12 protein-coding genes and 1 pseudogene are annotated in these 15631 nt (G+C 57.5%); 3 read left to right on the top strand and 10 right to left on the bottom strand.

All coding sequences use genetic code 11. The features are described 5' to 3' along the window. Positions 1-12: 12 nt before the first annotated feature. The 5 genes from NNL35_RS26220 to NNL35_RS26200 all read right to left on the bottom strand — a co-directional run bounded on the left by NNL35_RS26220 (position 13) and on the right by NNL35_RS26200 (position 5498). Complete coding sequence (locus NNL35_RS26220; RefSeq protein ID WP_006675190.1) at positions 13-1707, bottom strand: DUF4214 domain-containing protein; 1695 nt, start codon at positions 1705-1707, stop codon at positions 13-15. Positions 1708-1728: 21 nt separating this feature from the next. Next, positions 1729-2847 carry a DegT/DnrJ/EryC1/StrS family aminotransferase gene (locus NNL35_RS26215; protein WP_006675191.1) on the bottom strand — a complete coding sequence of 373 codons (1119 nt, stop codon included), beginning with the start codon at positions 2845-2847 and terminating at the stop codon, positions 1729-1731. Positions 2848-2874: 27 nt separating this feature from the next. Beyond that, a complete protein-coding gene (locus NNL35_RS26210; RefSeq protein ID WP_006675192.1) occupies positions 2875-3516 on the bottom strand; it encodes an acetyltransferase in 642 nt (213 codons plus the stop codon). Positions 3517-3670: 154 nt separating this feature from the next. After that, positions 3671-4756, bottom strand: a complete 1086-nt coding sequence (locus NNL35_RS26205) for a glycosyltransferase family 61 protein (protein WP_006675193.1) — start codon at positions 4754-4756, stop codon at positions 3671-3673. Between the two features lie 64 nt (positions 4757-4820). Continuing rightward, complete coding sequence (locus NNL35_RS26200; RefSeq protein WP_006675194.1) at positions 4821-5498, bottom strand: class I SAM-dependent methyltransferase; 678 nt, start codon at positions 5496-5498, stop codon at positions 4821-4823. A 310-nt stretch (positions 5499-5808) separates the two neighbouring features. Between NNL35_RS26200 and NNL35_RS26195 the strand changes: the two are divergent. After that, positions 5809-6135: pseudogene (locus tag NNL35_RS26195) on the top strand (redoxin domain-containing protein); the annotation flags it as partial. 118 nt (positions 6136-6253) lie between these two features. Here NNL35_RS26195 and NNL35_RS26190 read toward each other — a convergent pair. The 3 genes from NNL35_RS26190 to NNL35_RS26180 form a co-directional block, all read right to left on the bottom strand. Further along, complete coding sequence (locus NNL35_RS26190; protein WP_006675196.1) at positions 6254-7339, bottom strand: glycosyltransferase family 61 protein; 1086 nt, start codon at positions 7337-7339, stop codon at positions 6254-6256. A 67-nt stretch (positions 7340-7406) separates the two neighbouring features. Further along, a complete protein-coding gene (locus NNL35_RS26185; RefSeq protein WP_006675197.1) occupies positions 7407-8084 on the bottom strand; it encodes a class I SAM-dependent methyltransferase in 678 nt (225 codons plus the stop codon). Between the two features lie 152 nt (positions 8085-8236). After that, on the bottom strand, positions 8237-8401 hold the full coding sequence (locus NNL35_RS26180) for a hypothetical protein (protein WP_254553864.1): 165 nt from the start codon (positions 8399-8401) through the stop codon (positions 8237-8239). A gap of 17 nt (positions 8402-8418) precedes the next feature. Here NNL35_RS26180 and NNL35_RS26175 point away from each other — a divergent pair, with 17 nt between their 5' ends. Continuing rightward, on the top strand, positions 8419-10419 hold the full coding sequence (locus NNL35_RS26175; RefSeq protein WP_254554006.1) for a S9 family peptidase: 2001 nt from the start codon (positions 8419-8421) through the stop codon (positions 10417-10419). A gap of 673 nt (positions 10420-11092) precedes the next feature. On the opposite strand, the gene NNL35_RS26170 is transcribed toward NNL35_RS26175, so the two are convergent. Further along, positions 11093-12886: an ABC transporter substrate-binding protein gene (locus tag NNL35_RS26170; RefSeq protein ID WP_006675200.1), complete on the bottom strand. Its 1794-nt coding sequence runs from the start codon at positions 12884-12886 to the stop codon at positions 11093-11095. A 130-nt stretch (positions 12887-13016) separates the two neighbouring features. Here NNL35_RS26170 and NNL35_RS26165 point away from each other — a divergent pair, with 130 nt between their 5' ends. Further along, positions 13017-13547 (top strand): GNAT family N-acetyltransferase, encoded by a 531-nt coding sequence (locus NNL35_RS26165; RefSeq protein WP_006675201.1) that lies wholly within the window; start codon positions 13017-13019, stop codon positions 13545-13547. A gap of 91 nt (positions 13548-13638) precedes the next feature. Here the strand turns inward: NNL35_RS26165 and NNL35_RS26160 are convergent, their stop codons facing one another. After that, complete coding sequence (locus NNL35_RS26160; RefSeq protein WP_006675202.1) at positions 13639-15630, bottom strand: glycoside hydrolase family 15 protein; 1992 nt, start codon at positions 15628-15630, stop codon at positions 13639-13641. Position 15631 lies beyond the last annotated feature (1 nt).

Here is a 15631-nt window from a genome sequence, read left to right as displayed (position 1 = left end):
GGCAGACGCTCCTCAGCCGCCTGCCGCGGCGACGTGCTGGATGAGGGCGTAATATTCGGCGGCGACATCGTTCCAGGAACGCTGCATCGCATGGAATATCGCGGACTGCTGACGCGGCAGCAATTGATTCCGATACAGCCACAGCCCGCGGATGGCGGCCTCCATTTCCTCCTGCGAATAGGGGTTGAAGGCCAGAAATCCTTCCATATCCTGTATCAGTTCCTTCGTGACTTCAAGCTGGCTGACCGCCACCGGAGTTCCCATCGTCAACGACTCCAGTATCGGAAACGGACAGCTGCCCTCGAACAGCGTAGGGACAATGGTGCCGGCTGCATATTGGTACAAGGAAGGGATATGGGATTTCGGAATACGGCCGATAAAGCGGATGCTGCTGCGAATCTCCTTATTCGGGCACTGCTGGAGAAGCTGCATCACTTCGGCCCGCTTCGGGTTGTTGCTCAAATCGTCCGTGAACACGAGACGCAGGCGGGATGCGAAGCCGTCCGGCGAATGCCTGTACCGGAGAAAGGCCGCGATAAGGCGCTCGAAGTTTTTGTGAAGACGCAGGACCGTCGGGAACACCATATAAGGCTCGAAGAGCTGATACGCCGCCCGAAATGCCGCTTCGGGAACAGGCGGGAAGGAATGGTACTCGCTGCTGGGCGGGGCCAGACGAATGACATGGGCCTTGGCCAGAGGCATTCCTCCCAGGGCGACGGCGTGATGCAGCCGGACGTATTCAGAGCTGGATACGATGGCTGCGGCTCTCTCCATCACATAATAAGCGGTGCGGTTCACCCGGTGGCAGAAATCAGGTTGGTAGGTATAATATAACTCCGGAAATTGATGATGGACGAGATCATGCAGGCATAGAATGTACGGCTTCTTCAGATGCAGGGCCAGATCGAGAGACACGATCGGGACGATCCAGATGTCGGCGGGGACATGATCGTTGATCCAGCCCATATTATTGAAGCCGACAATCCGGCAGCGGCCCGGGAAGCGGGCATTCAATCCATCGAACGTGCTGCGGGTGTCGCCTTCATTGTAATGCGTCGCCGCAATGTGAATAACCGTATCGTGGCGTATCGTCAGCAAGCCTTCGATAAGCCGGTACAGAAATCTTCCGATCCCTTCGCCGTCGAGGGCGAGGGGATGGGGGTAGCCCAGGAAGACGCCGATCTGTGTCACGGGAAAGCTCCCGCTCCATCCCGCCGCAGCCGGGTGCGGCTGCAGCGGAAGGGGAGGGAGAGCCGGTCCGGCAAGGAGCCGCTGGCATTCCTCGGACGAGGCGAAGGTGCGCAGCAGCGTCCTGCGCGGGGTTCTGGTAGAGAGGGTGCGCGAATGCCCCTCCATCCCAATCGGATCAGGGGCACGCCCAAGCAGTTCTGCATATAAAGAGTGAAGGAAAAAGAGCGGTTCAGCAGTATAAAAGGATTGAATCCGGCTGGCGATGGTGCCTTGCTGCGGGGGAATCAGCGTGATGGGCGGGCGGCGGTACAACTGTTCGGCTTCATTGCTGCACAGAACGCCCATCGCGACCGTGAACTTGCCTGTCCCCATGGATAGAAGCGTGCCGTAATGCTGCAGCTCGGCTTCGCCCGGTTCCCGGTGAAGCATCTGAATGTACATCTGCCTGACAAAGTCATTCCCTTCCCGTCTCATCAACTCATATAGATGATGAATGATTCGGTAATGACGGCTCAACCTTCTCCCTCCCTTCCAGCTTTAGGATTCCTTGTCTATTGCGCGCTGCAGCTTGCCGCCGATCCAATGAATGTCCTCTTCGGTCAATTCGCCATGGCTCGGCATGTTGATCCCTTGCGCAGCGATTCGGTTGGCGACCGGGAACTCCGTATGGGGCTGCAGATGCTGATACGGCGGGAGAATGTGCATCGGATAGAAGAACGGTCTCGTCTCGATGCCATCCTCCTTCAACCGCTCCATGACCCGGTCCCGCTTCGCTTCCGAGCACCCGTTCAATAGGACGCTCATCATCCAATAGACGTTTTTGGACCATACCTTCTGGACCGGCAGCGTGATTCGTTCATCGTACTGCAGGCAATCGTAGTAATGCATCGCTACCCGAATGCGCTGCTGGATATGCCAGTCGATATTTTCGAGCTGTGCGCAGCCGATCGCGGCCTGGATATTTGTCATGCGGTAATTGTAGCCGATGACCGTATGCCAATATTTGCGGGACTTATCCATCCCCTGCCCCTTGAAGAGGCGAATTTTCTCGGCGATGTCGTCATCATTCGTTGTAATGATGCCGCCTTCGCCCGTTGTAATGATTTTATTGCCGAATAAGCTGAAGGCGGCCGTATGGCCGAGAGAACCTGCTCTTCTTCCTTTGTATTCGGCGCCGATGGCTTCGGCGGCATCCTCGATGACAAATAAGCCGTGCTCTTGAGCCGCTTGCATAACCGGATCCATATGAACGGGGTGCCCGTACAGATGGACGGCAATAATGCCCTTCGTTCGGGGCGTAATCTTCTGCACGACCGCCTCCGGATCCATGTTCCACGTCTCCGGCTCGGAATCGACGAACACCGGTGCCGCTCCGCAATACACGACGGCATTCGCCGTGGCGGCGAAGGTCAGCGTCGGAACAATCACTTCATCCCCCGGACCAACTCCGTGGGCGATGAGCGCCAGATGGAGCGCGGTCGTACCGTTGCTGCAAGTAATCGCGTGCTTCGTCTGGCAAAAAGCGGCGAATTGCTGCTCGAACATGCCCAGATACGAACCGTGGGAAGAAATCCACGTCGAATCGAGACAATCGGCTACATATTTTTTTTCATTCCCGTTTAGAATCGGAGCTGCTATAGGATAATATTTCTTCATGTATCTCCCTCCGACATTCAAGACTGCTTAACGATCAAAATGTTTGATGACGCGGGCCGGCACCCCCACGGCGAGGCATAGATCGGGAATATCGCGAACGACGACGGCGCCTGCTCCCAGAACGGACCATGCTCCGACCGCCATACCGTCAATCACCTGGGTTCCGGTACCGAGAAAGGAGCCTTCCCCGACCCGCACATTGCCGGATAAATGGCTTCCCGGAGCGATATGGCATGCTTCTCCGATAACAGATTCGTGATCGACAGATGCGCCGGTGTTGATGATGGCGAAATCCTGGATGCAGGCTTCCGCATTGACCACGGCCCCGGGCATGATGGCGATGCCTGACCCAAGGCTTGCCGATGGGGAAATATAGGCGTAGCGGCTGATTGCGTTGATAAGGGTGTAGCCGATATCCGCGGCGGTGCGGGCCATTTTCCTGCGAATGCGGTTGTCGCCGATGGCCACGAACGCCTGATGGACCCCTTGCGCATACAGGTCCGGCAGGATCGAATCATCGCCCAGGACAGGAACGCCGGCCACGCAGCCGCTTCCGGCCACGGAAGTGCAGCCGACAAGGTCGACGGCGGGATCGGCTCGAAGAATGTCAATGATGACTTTGGAATGCCCTCCTGCCCCGATAACGATCGTCCGCTGGCTATCAGACAAGGCTTATTCCTCCTGTCAATCGTTTGGATATGGTATGTGTATGATAGCAAGCTAGCAGAAGATTAGGCCATCGGTAGTGTGGAAGGCAAAATAGTTATTTGTCGATATAGAGGAGGGGATTGTTCAGTACAGCATGAATACGGCATGCGGGCGTCTAAATTCCCGCCATATGAAGCACGCGCTTCAGCTTCTCAATGTCTACGATCAGGTTGTCGGCCCCGCCAACCGGCTTCGGCGGCTGCTCGATATCGCAGATGATTTCATAGTAATTCATATAGGCGTGATTGCTGATTTTCCAGAAATAATCATCGACGACGGTGACGGGCGACAGTTCGATCATCGTCGTGCCCGGATTGCAGAACGCCACATTCACATTGCCGCTTCCGAACGGGGCCACGATGGCTTGAGCGGAAGAGTAGATGGAAATTTTGTCTTCCATGGACAGCGGAGTGAGCACGATGCGGGTAAAGCCTTTCTCGGCCAGTACCTGCATGACCTCCTCCTCATTGACGACAAAGCGGGCATGTGCATCCGCCCGGCTGACATATATTCGCTCATACCCTGGCCGGGGCTGGATGTGGCGGTCATCTCTCAACCGCTTGCGGATGAATTGATAGGCCCAGCGCGGGCTCTTGCCGAGGATGACCGGGACCGCGGGCACGACCAGCTGGCGTGCGACGAGATGATAATCATTGCGGTCGACTTCAATCAATTTGTCCATCGGGAAGCCGAGCATTCGCAGCGATTCATATTGGAACGAATGGGTCAGCTTGCCGATCAAGTATTTATCAATGGCGATGCCGCTTTGCTCCAGCAGATGAATCCGCGGCAAAATATCGAAAAACCAATGGCCGTAAATGGCCTGCGTAAAAGCGACCCCGGGAATGTTCCAGCCCCATATCAGGGTGGCTACGGTCTCCTCCGTATATTCCGGCGGAGGAAGCTCGGTGAACGGATAAGGATAGGCATACTCGACATCGAGCAGCCGCTTGTGATCGGGGGTGACGACATAACCGTTCCCCGTCATGATCCGCCCTTCCGGAATGATCGCCACGAAGGCTTCCTCGAAATGACATGCCGATGGCCAGCGCTTCACATCTTCCCCGTTGGGCGCAGACAGATGAATCGTTTCCTTCGGATAAATGACTTTATACCTTTCACGCACGAGATGAGGGTCAGCGGCAAAGCCGGCAACCCAGTCCCGGGTCCGCAAATAAAACTGATCGGGTATCGTATTCATATTTCAAGCCCTCCTCCTGCTGCTCATCGTCGTCAGGTGCCGCACTAGCCGGCAAGGCCATGCATCACACTTGTCCTGCGGCATAGTTCGCCACAAACGCGTCCTTGTTCTCGATCAGAGGCAGCCAGTTCGCCGGGCATCCTTTGGGGAACAGAACGCCGAGCCCGTTCGAATGGGGGAACGTGATATGCGGATGCTCCCCGAGCTCTTCCCACAACCGGTATACACCGAAATCCCACAGGCGGACGGCAGTGTCATGGAACAATACGATTCCATTCTCGGCCAGCTTCGGATACCATGTCGTATAATCGTGATGAACGGCCTCGTAGGTGTGATAACCGTCGATATGAAGCACATCGATGGACCCGTCGGCAAAGAGATTAACCGCCCCGTCGAAATCGCTCCGCACCAAGGTGCCGATCTGCGGAAATTCACGGGCGGTAACGGCTTGCACCGCTTGATAGACGACATCGTCATAGCTGCCGGTATGCGGGTCTCCTTTCCAGGTGTCGACCGCGAAGCAGCGGGCGGCAAGCTGTCCGTCCTCGACCGCTTGGCAGAAGGTGAAGAATGAGGTGCCGTACAGCGTGCCCAACTCCACAATCGTCCGGGGCCGGGCAAAGCGAACCAAATCATACGCAAAGCGGCGATGGCCGGACCAGGCTCCATGCGTCATGAACTCACGCGGCAGCTCTGGCGCGGAATCCGCTGCAAACACAGGCTGATGATAGTGCCAACGCATCGCAAAGCACACCTCCTTCAGAGATAATAGACTGATTGAGATAGACTATGCAGGCAGGAGAGAGGCGGAATAGGGCAACTGAGAGAAGAGAGACACACAATTTTGAGAGAGAAGTGGGGCGCGGGTACCGGGGCCTTGCTGCGGGAGAGGATAAAGCGGCATCGAAGTGGCATAATAGAACCAAGTAAGAATCATGCGAAAAAATCTTAGAAAATGTGATAAATCAGGACATTTTGAGATAGCTCAAAGGAGGAAGCGGACATGCCGGAATGTTTGGTTGGCAGACCTGCGCCAGAATTCAACATGGAGCGTGTCCGTCGACTCCGTGCATACGCACCGGGCGTGGATCAACACGCCGGCCGATGCCAATGGCCTCGGCCGCCTGAACTTCCCGCTCGCTTCCGACATCACGAAATCGGTAGCCCGCGACTACGGCGTCCTCGTTGAAGAGGAGGGCGTAGCGCTTCGCGGTCTTTTCATCATCGACCCGGAAGGCGAAGTAAAGTATGAAGTCGTGAGCCACAACAAGGTCGGACGCAGTGTGGACGTGACGATCCGCGTGCTGCAAGCTCTGCAATCCGGCGGTCTGTGCCCGAGCGATTGGAAGCCGGGCGATAAGCATCTGGCTGCCAACTAATCGAAATGTAATATACCGGTCCCGCGGCAATCTGCCTGCGGGACTTGGTTGTATCGGGCTTGTGCCGCGAGAGAGAATGAGAGGCTCCCTTGCAGCGGCACTTCTAATGGGGGCGCGGCTAAATGCCTGCCATATGAAGCACGCGCTTCAGCTTTTCAATGTCTACGATCAGGTTGTCAGCGCCGCCGAGCGGCTTCGGCGGCTGCTCGATATCACAGACCACCTCGTAGTAATTCATCCCGGCGTGATTGCTTATTTTCCAGAAGTAACCATCCATAACCGTTACAGGCGTCAGTTCGATCAAGGTAGAGCCTGGATTGCAAAACGCGGTATTAATACTTCCGCTTCCGAACGGAGAGACGATAACCTGAGCGGAAGAGTAGATGGCTATTTTATCCGCCATGGACAGCGGCGTGAGCACAATGCGGACAAAGCCCTTTTCGGCCAGCACTTGCATCACTTCTTCTTCATTGATGACGTGACGTACGTGCGCATCCTGCCGGCTGACATATATTCGCTCATAGCCGGGACGGGGAGGTATCGAATGTGCGTCTTTCAGGCGGGAGCGGATGAACTGACTGGCCCAGCGGGGACATCCGCCGAGAATGAACGGGACGGCAGGCACAACCAGCTTGCGCGCGACCAGATGGAAGTCGTTCCGGTCGACTTGAATTAATTTATCCATCGGAAAACCGAGCATTTGCAGCGATTCATATTGAAATGGATGAGTCAGTTGGCCGATTAAATATTTGTCGATAGCGATTCCGCTCTGCTCCAGCAGATGAATTCGGGGCAAAATATCAAAAAACCAATGCCCGAAAATGGCCTGTGTAGAGGCAAAGCCGGGAATATTCCAGCCCCATAACAACGTGGCCACGGTTTCTGTTGTATATTGAGGCGGAGGAAGCTCGATGAACGGATAGGGATAAGCAAGTTCCACGTCAAGAAGCCGGCGATGGTCGGGGGTAACAACGTACCCGCACCCGGTCATGACTCTTCCCTCCGGAATGACCGCCACGAATGCCTCATCGGTGTGGTATAGCGGCGGCCAACGAGGCAAGTCCACCCCTTTGGGTGCAGGCAAGACGACGGTTTCCTCCGGGTATATGATTTTGTACCTCTCTTGCAGCAATGAGAGATTATAGGCATAACCGGCAGCCCAGTCTCGCGTCCGGTGATAGAAAAGATTAGGGATCGTATTCATCAATCCGGCCCTCCTTTAACAGAGTGGCTGTTGCCGAAGCGGGACGGGCAACGCCACAGGAGTTCGTCTACGATTGTCCCGCGCCATAGTTCGCCACAAGCGCTCCCTGGTTCTCAATCAGCGGCAGCCATTCGGCAGGGCATCCTTTGGGGAATAGGACGCCGAGTCCGCATGAATGTGTGAACGTGATACGGGGATGTATTTGAAGCTCTTCCCACAGTCGGTAAACGCCGAAATCTCCCATGCGGATGGCGATGTCATGGAACAATACGATTCCGTTCCGGGCCAGCTTCGGAAGCCAGTTTATATAGTCATTGCAAACCGCTTCGTAGGTGTGATAACCGTCAATATGGAGGATGTCGATGTATCCGTCGGCGAAATATTTCGCCGCTCCGTTGAAGTCGCTCCGCACCAAGACGCCGATATTCGGAAATTCGCGGTCCGTAACGGCCTGAACCGCATGAAAGACGCTATCGTTATAGACGCCGACATGCGGATCGCCCCTCCACGAATCGATGGCGAAGCAGTGGGAGTTCAGTTGTCCGTCTTTCACCGCCTGGCAGAAGGCGAAGAACGAGGTGCCGTACAAGGTGCCCAATTCCACGATGATGCGGGGCCGGGCGAAGCGGACCAGATCATACGCGAACCGGCGATGGCCGGACCAGGCTCCTTGCGTCATAAAAAGTTGCGGCAGCTCCGGCGCCGAATCTGAGGCGAACACGGGCTGGTGATAGTGCCAATCCATCCTAAAACACCGCCTTTATTGAATAGTAGAATCATTGAATAGAGTATGCAGGGGCAGAGGAGGCGGCAAGGGCAGCTAAGAGGGGAGAGATGCACAATTTGGACGTGGCCGGCCGCGACGGGGAGAGCGGGAAGCGGGCAGGAGAAAGGGCGCTAATTCAGTCCGGAAGGCGGCCAATCAACGGGAAGCGAGGCGGCAAGCATCCGGTTGCGAACGAATCGAAGGGGAACATGCCGGTCTCCGGCAATCTGCCCGCGGAACTTGGCCGTATTGGACTTGTCTTGTGCAGGGAAGGAATGCCATACTATGTATATCAATCATGGGAGGTGTTACGATGGAGCAGCGCGCCATCACAGCGGAAGATTTATATAGGTTCGTATGGTTAAGCGACCCGGCCGTTAATCCGCAGGACGGAACGATTGCATATGTAGCGAGACAGGTCAATGAGGAGAAGAGCGGATACCGCTCCCGCATACATATCACGGCAGCAGACGGAACGAAGAGCAAGGCATTTACGAACGGGGAGCAGGACAGCGCGCCTGTCTGGTCGCCGGACGGGACGAAGCTGGCCTTCCTGCGCAAGAAGGGGAAGCACCAGCAGATCTGGACGATGGCGGCCGATGGGGGCGAAGCGGAAGCCATAACGGACGCGGAGTTCGGCGTCAGCGCATTTGCCTGGTCGCCGGACGGTTCCCGTCTGTTGTATGCATCGAGCATCGATCCGGCCAAGAGCGAACAGAAGGAGCAGCAGGAAGACGGCGAGAAGAAGCCTGGCAAGCAGGCGCTCGTCGTCGACCGGCTGAAATGCAAGGCGGACGGCAAAGGATTGCTTGACGGCAAGCGCACGCATTTATTTGTATTTCATCCCGCATCGGGCTCGACCGTTCAATTGACTTCCGGAGATTATGATATTCATGATTTCGTCTGGTCGCCGGACGGCGTTCATGCCGCCTTCTCCGCCAAGCGTGTCGAGGATGAAGCGGTCGACCCGGATCTCGTCTTCACGCAAGACATCTTCGTCGTGAACTGCGAGGACGGCGCTTGCCGCCGCGTGACGGAGTCCGGTCTTGTCATCGGGAAGCTCGCCTTCTCGCCTGACGGGCAAACGATCGCGTTCTTCGGCCATGACCGCCAATATGAGAACGCGACCTTGATCCGCCTCTATACCGTACCGGCCGCGGGGGGCGCCGCCGTATGCGTAACCGCCGATCTCGATTTGTATCTCGGCAACGCGGCCGTGACCGACATGAAGGCCGGAGGCTCTTCAACTCCCGTGTTCACCCCGGACGGCTCCGCCGTATACTCGCTCATCTCGGCGGAAGGCAGCGTTCAGCTCGCACGCTTCCCGCTGGAGGGAGGTTATGAAGCGGAAACATTGTTTACCTCCGGCGAGCGGGAGGTTACCCAATTTACGGTGACGAAGGACGGGCAGCGGATCGTCTTCATCTCGGCCGATCCGCTGCAGCCGGGAGAGCTGTTCATCATGGATACGGCAACGGGCGAAGAGCGCCGGCTGGCCGCCCCGAACGAAGACTTCCTGGCGGAGCTGAAGCTGAGCCGGCCGGAATCGTTCTGGGTCGAGACCTCCGACGGTTGGAAGGTACAGGCGTGGATAATGAAGCCGTCAGGAGTGTCTGCGGGCGAGAAGGTGCCGACCATCGTCGAGATTCACGGCGGGCCGCATACGATGTACGCGAATTCGTTCATGCATGAATTCCAACTGCTTGTCGCCCAGGGCTATGCGGTTCTGTATACGAACCCGCGCGGCAGTCACGGCTACGGACAGAAGTTCGTCGATGCTTGCCGCGGAGATTACGGCGGGAAGGATTATGAGGATATTATGGAGGCGCTGGATCAGGCCATCGCCCGCTACGACTTCGTGGATCAAGAGCGGCTCGGCGTGACCGGCGGCAGCTACGGCGGCTTCATGACCAACTGGATCGTCGGCCATACGAACCGCTTCAAGGGCGCCGTCACCCAGCGCTCGATCTCGAACTGGTTCTCCTTCTATGGCGTCAGCGATATCGGCTACTACTTCACCGAGTATCAGATCTGCGCTCAGCCGTGGGAGGATCCGGAGAAGCTGTGGAAGCATTCTCCGCTCGCTTATGTAAATGAGGTGCAGACGCCGCTGTTGATTCTGCACGGAGAGGACGATCTGCGCTGCCCCATCGAGCAGGCCGAGCAGCTGTACGTGGCCTTGAAGCGCCTGGGCAAGACAACCCAGTTGGTACGGTTCCCGGGCGCGAACCATGATCTGTCGCGCAACGGGCATCCCGAGCTGCGCGTAGAGCGGCTGAACCGGATTGCCGGCTGGATGAAGCAATACGTATAGTTAGGGGTTGCGTCGAATGCCCCCAGGACGTCCCGGCCCCCGGCGCGATATTCCGCATGAATTGCAGGACGTGTCGCACACCGGAGCGATATTCCGTATGAATTGGAGGACGTGTCGCATACCCGAGCGATATTCCGTATGAATTGAAGGACATCTCGAACCCCGGCACGATATCTTGCGGGATGATGAGCAGGGAGCGAAGGGGCTGATAGAGAAGGCGAAAGCGGGAAAACGGCGGCGGATAAAATGGAAGCCGGAAAAGCGGCAGAAGATGATGAGCCAGTAAAATCCTGCGCCAATGCAGCAATTTTTGTTATGTGGTGCGCTTTTGGATGGAATTCCTGCTAAAATACATTATTTTCATCCATTTTTGTCTAATATCCATCAGATATCCGGAAATTGATGCCGTTTTGCAGGAAGTCCTCTAACGGAGCACACGTCATAAGGAAAAACTGCATTTTCGCCGTTTTTTTGGGCCAGTCGAGCTGGGAGAAGCGGGGATGGGGTTGTCTCATGGAGATGAAAAAGGGACAGCCCCGCTATCTTATTGGGTCAACCGGAGATTACGGGTTGGCCTTTTTTCGTCGTTGCCTTAGGGTAGCGGCGCCGCCGGGAGCTCCAGCGCCGGGGCTTGATGCACGCTTCCAGCGCTTGTGCCCGGAACATCCTGCCGTTACGGCTGCCGCCTTCCCTCCGCCGTCCACGCCGGCCGTACCCATAAGGCCGTCACGTCGGGGAAGGCGAACGGATCGAATTGAATATCCCGCAGCATCAGATCGAAGCGGTGCCGATGCCGCGGATGGTACAGAAAGACGAGCAGCATGTTGTCTTGAATATAGCGGATAATGTCATCGCCAAGCGATTCCCCCGCGAGAGGATCCGCTTGCTTCATCTGTTCCAGCATCCCGTCGATTGATCGGATATGCTCGTCAGCCATCCATTTTCGAAAAGGAAGCACCGGGTTATGGAAGGCTCCCATCATGGACAGAAGCGGATCGTGCGTCGATACGTATCCGGACAAGATCAAGTGCATTCGCTCTTCCGCAGAACCGTCATACAGCTCGTCGAGCGCATACGGATGAAGAACCAGATTGATCCCGATCCGTGCCGCCCGCCGCTTCAGCCAGAGCCCCTCTTCCCATGCCGCAGGCAGATCAAGCAGGGATAGATGCACATCTTCGCCCTGATAGCCGCTCTGGGCCAGCCATTGCCGGGCACGCCGCAGGCTCCGTGCGAACGGCTTGCTCTTCCCCGGGACAAAATGCGACGCCGGGACGAGCCCGCTTCGGCCTAGATCGCGCCACATCGCCTCCACGTCGCATAGCTCATGAATGGCGTGCCGCAGCGCCTGGTCCTGCATCCGCCCGGCGTGCCTCGTATTGAACAACAGGAAGCGGAAGCCTTGCTCGACCCGCTCCTCCACGGCCACATGATCCATCTCCCCGCCTTCATCGCCGTCTCTCCTTGCTTCGGGTTGTGCGCTAGTCCCGGCCAGGTGGTACCCGATCTGATGGGCGGCCTCCGGTCGCACATGCCAAAATTGGACGGTGTCGATATAAGGCCGCAGACCGAAATAATCATCAAACGCTTCCAGCACGGCTTTGCGCCGATTGCATTCGGTGAGCATATAAGGGCCTGTTCCGATAAAATGCTTGTCATGGACAGGGGCATCCTCCGCGACGATCGTCGTCGGCGCCGCTGCGAGAAAGCGGCCGAACAGCGGATTCGGGCGCTTCAGAGTAATGAGGACGGTGAGCGGGTTCATGCAGTTCACGTCGTCGATGTCCTCCGCCAGCCACCGGTTGGCGCAGTCCGGTTGCATCAACCGCTCCAGGCTGAACTTCACGTCGCCGCTTGTCAGCGGCCGGCGGTGATGGAAGCGGGCCTGCTTGCGCAGATATACGGTCCACGCCCGGCAGTTTGCGTCCGTCTCCCAGGCAGCAGCCAGATGAGGAAGCAGCTGGTCCCGGGCCGCATCATACCGCAGCAGCGTGTCGCCGATGAGCGAGATGAGCATCAGATCGTACGTCACGGATGCCTGGGCCGGATCGAGATTCGTTACGGGCAAGGTCACGATCGCCTGCAGCACATCGGTGATCGGGTCAGGCGCCTGCAGCCCCAGCAGCTCTTGCATCGGCCGCAGCAGCTGACCGCTCCACTGCTTCGGACAAGGAAGCTGGAGAATATGCATCAGCAGCTCCATATTTTTGGCCAGCAGACTATGCCTGATCGCCGCGTTCAGATCATCTTGAAAATCGGTCCGGAACCGGATCTCGGAATAATTGCCCCTGCCTCTGCCGGGAACGTAGGAGCAGATGCCGTCTTCATCCAGTTTTTTTAATTTGCGCTTCGCCTGCTTGCTGCTGCACTTCCAGACTTCGGCCAGCTCGTCCAGCCGGAACCGGACGCGGCCCTCCGACTCGCGCGGGTAGAAATGGGCGCGCATATCCAAATAATCGGTGTTCATGGTTCACCTCTGTTGTAAAAGGGGACATTTGAATCATGATTATACCCTTTTTTCCGCTTTTGACAAAGGAGATAATAGAGGGGCAAGCTTGCTTAATTTGCACATTACGAGGGATGAAAGGAGAGCGGCTATGTTTGCAACAGAGCGAATCAAGCTCCGCAAAATGACGGAGCAGGACGCCAGCGTCTATCATAAGTGGCGAAATACGCCGGAAGCGATGTACTGGACGAACCCGTCGATGGATGTATATACCGAGGAGGAGACGGCGGCCTTCGTGAAAAATGTCATTCTTGGCTCTCCGGCTTCCAAATCATACATCATCGCGGATGCGGCGGACGACAAGCCGATCGGCGTCACTTCGCTTATCGCGATCGATGAGAAGAACCGGAATGCCGAGCTGATTATCGATATCGGCGAGCCGGCTTACTGGGGGAAGGGGTACGGACGCGAGGCGCTCTCGCTGCTCCTGCGTTACGCCTTCCGCGAGCTGAATCTGCACCGCGTGTCGCTGCGGGTTTTCGATTTCAATGCAAGAGCCGTCGCCTTGTATGAGAAGATCGGCTTCCACCGGGAAGGCGTCTCCCGGGAGGCGTTGTTCCGCGATGGAGCGTGGCATCATATTATCCATATGGGCATGCTGCAATCGGAGTTCACGGACTGAACCGGCGAACGGGGCTCCTATGGGCAGAGCAGCCTGACGGGGAGACAAAAATCCGCCGTCAGGCTGCTTTTTTATATACGCGAAAATCGAATCAGGAGCAAGCTTGCGAAGCTTGGAGCTGCTCGTATTTGGCGACATATTTGAGCACCGTATCGATATAGGTCGCGTGGGACCAAGTAAGCGGCGCGACCGAGACGGGGCTGCCGTCGTACGGATCGAGCTGTTCCGGCAGCAGACCGCTCGGCAGGCTGTGATCGGCGACCCAGCGCAGCGTGCGGCGCGCCGACACGAGCTGTTCGAGCGAGGTCGCGGTGGCGATGTCGTAGCAGGCGAACCAGAGCGTGCAGATGATCCACGGGTTGCCGGGCGCCACCTCCATGTCGGAGCAGCGCTGGAAATAGTAGTCGCCCCAATAGCGCGCGATTCCGCCTGTGGCGCTGCGCACCGACAGCGCCTCTCTCAAGGAGCGCATCGTCGAGGCGACGCGCGGATCGTCCGGCGGCAGCACGCCGAAGGCGTAGATGCCGAAGATGCTGCTCTCGGGCGTCATATCCTGCCGCCACTGGCCGTCGACCCGGTGCAGCCCGCGCGCGAACCGGCCGTGTTCCTCGTTCCACAGGTGCCGCAGCATCCCGGCCTTGATCTCCTCCGCCCCCCGTGCATAGGCGTTCGAGCGCTCGTCATCGCCGAACAGGGCGGCGAAGCGGGCGGCCGCCGTCAATCCTCCGTACACGGCGGCGGAGGTGAAGGTGAAGATGCCGTACCGCTCTTCCCACAGATCATAGCTCGGGCGGGGGAGGCCGAGGCGGTCGTCGCAATACTCGAGCAGGAAGCGCGCCGCCTTGCGGATGAAGGTGCGGTACAGCGATTGCGGCAACTCGATGTCTTCATGGAGCTCATAATCTTGCCAGAGCGCGTGCAGGACGAGCGCCGTCTCATCCTCTTGAATGGGCAGCTGCTCCTGACCGTCATGCAAATAGGGATGCCAGCTGGAGCCGACCGTCCCGTCCGGATTATATTTATGAAGCAAGTAACCGTCCTCGGTTAATGCATCCGCGCAGAAACGGAAAAAGGGGGCGATCATGCCGTGATAGCCCGCGGCGGACATCGCCTGCGCGACGAGCGCACCGTCTCGCGGCCACATGTAGCTGTAATGATCCCGATTGAACTGCATGATGTCCGTATCATTGGCGGCGATAATCGCGCCGTTCACGTCCGTCTGGCTGCGGACCGCCAGCAGGCTCTGCTTGTAAAGCCGCACGAGATCCGGCTCCAGATCGGCGAACGGCTTGCTCCGCTTATTCGCCCAGCGCTGCCAATAGGTCCGCACCCGATCGATCAGTCTCCCGGGGTGGCTGTCGGCCACATAGCGGTCCAGACGCTTCACCTCTTCCAGCCGGCTGCCGGCGCTGAACCAGTAATAGGCTTCCCGCGTCTCGCCGCCCGGGACGATCAGGTGCAGGCTGAATGTGCTGTCCACCGAGCCTTGCGCGATCGGATTGCCCATCAGATGGCCGTCCTCCGCATCCTTCCACGTTCCCTCGGCCTGATGGAACCGCTTGATCCCGGTCGTATATTCGTATATTCCGGCCGTCGTGCCGTCCGCCTGGGCGGACAAGCCATTGAACATGAAGTAGCTGTTTTTTTTGTAGTGAAACAGGGTCCGGTTATCCGGGTAGAAGGCGGCGGTATCTCCCACTTCGGTCTCGTTAATGGCCAGATCCTGATGGAAAAAAATTCGAATCTCCCGCGCCTTATCCGCTTCGTTCCGCAATTGAACGCGCCGCAGAAATATATTTTCCCGCTGATGGACGGCATCGTTGATCCGCAGCGTCAAGCCGAGGCTGTCATGGCAGGCCTCCACCTCGGTAACGAGGGAATCTTCGGCATAGGCCGGCCTGACGCGCCAGGCGGCATCCTCCAGCCAGCTGAAGCGGCCGTCCGCCCATAGGCCGGTGCGGCAGCGGTAGCCGCCGACATGATTGACCTGCCCGACATACGGATAATAGATATCCCGGATTGAACATCGATCGTCCAGGTTGACAAGGAACTTGCCGTTGCCTACGACAAGCGGTCTCGGCATC

The organism is Paenibacillus dendritiformis (assembly GCF_945605565.1).
Classification (GTDB): Bacteria; Bacillota; Bacilli; order Paenibacillales; family Paenibacillaceae; genus Paenibacillus_B; species Paenibacillus_B dendritiformis_A.
Note: the sequence above shows the minus strand (reverse complement) of the source record. Positions and strands in the feature narration are given on the sequence as shown.

Coding starts and splice junctions, on each gene's coding strand:
- NNL35_RS26160 (WP_006675202.1), bottom strand. CDS start 15,630: ATGCCGAGACCGCTTGTCGTAGGCAACGGCAAGTTCCTTGTCAACCTG.
- NNL35_RS26205 (WP_006675193.1), bottom strand. CDS start 4,756: ATGAATACGATACCCGATCAGTTTTATTTGCGGACCCGGGACTGGGTT.
- NNL35_RS26170 (WP_006675200.1), bottom strand. CDS start 12,886: ATGAACACCGATTATTTGGATATGCGCGCCCATTTCTACCCGCGCGAG.
- NNL35_RS26200 (WP_006675194.1), bottom strand. CDS start 5,498: ATGCGTTGGCACTATCATCAGCCTGTGTTTGCAGCGGATTCCGCGCCA.
- NNL35_RS26185 (WP_006675197.1), bottom strand. CDS start 8,084: ATGGATTGGCACTATCACCAGCCCGTGTTCGCCTCAGATTCGGCGCCG.
- NNL35_RS26165 (WP_006675201.1), top strand. CDS start 13,017: ATGTTTGCAACAGAGCGAATCAAGCTCCGCAAAATGACGGAGCAGGAC.
- NNL35_RS26215 (WP_006675191.1), bottom strand. CDS start 2,847: ATGAAGAAATATTATCCTATAGCAGCTCCGATTCTAAACGGGAATGAA.
- NNL35_RS26175 (WP_254554006.1), top strand. CDS start 8,419: ATGGAGCAGCGCGCCATCACAGCGGAAGATTTATATAGGTTCGTATGG.
- NNL35_RS26190 (WP_006675196.1), bottom strand. CDS start 7,339: ATGAATACGATCCCTAATCTTTTCTATCACCGGACGCGAGACTGGGCT.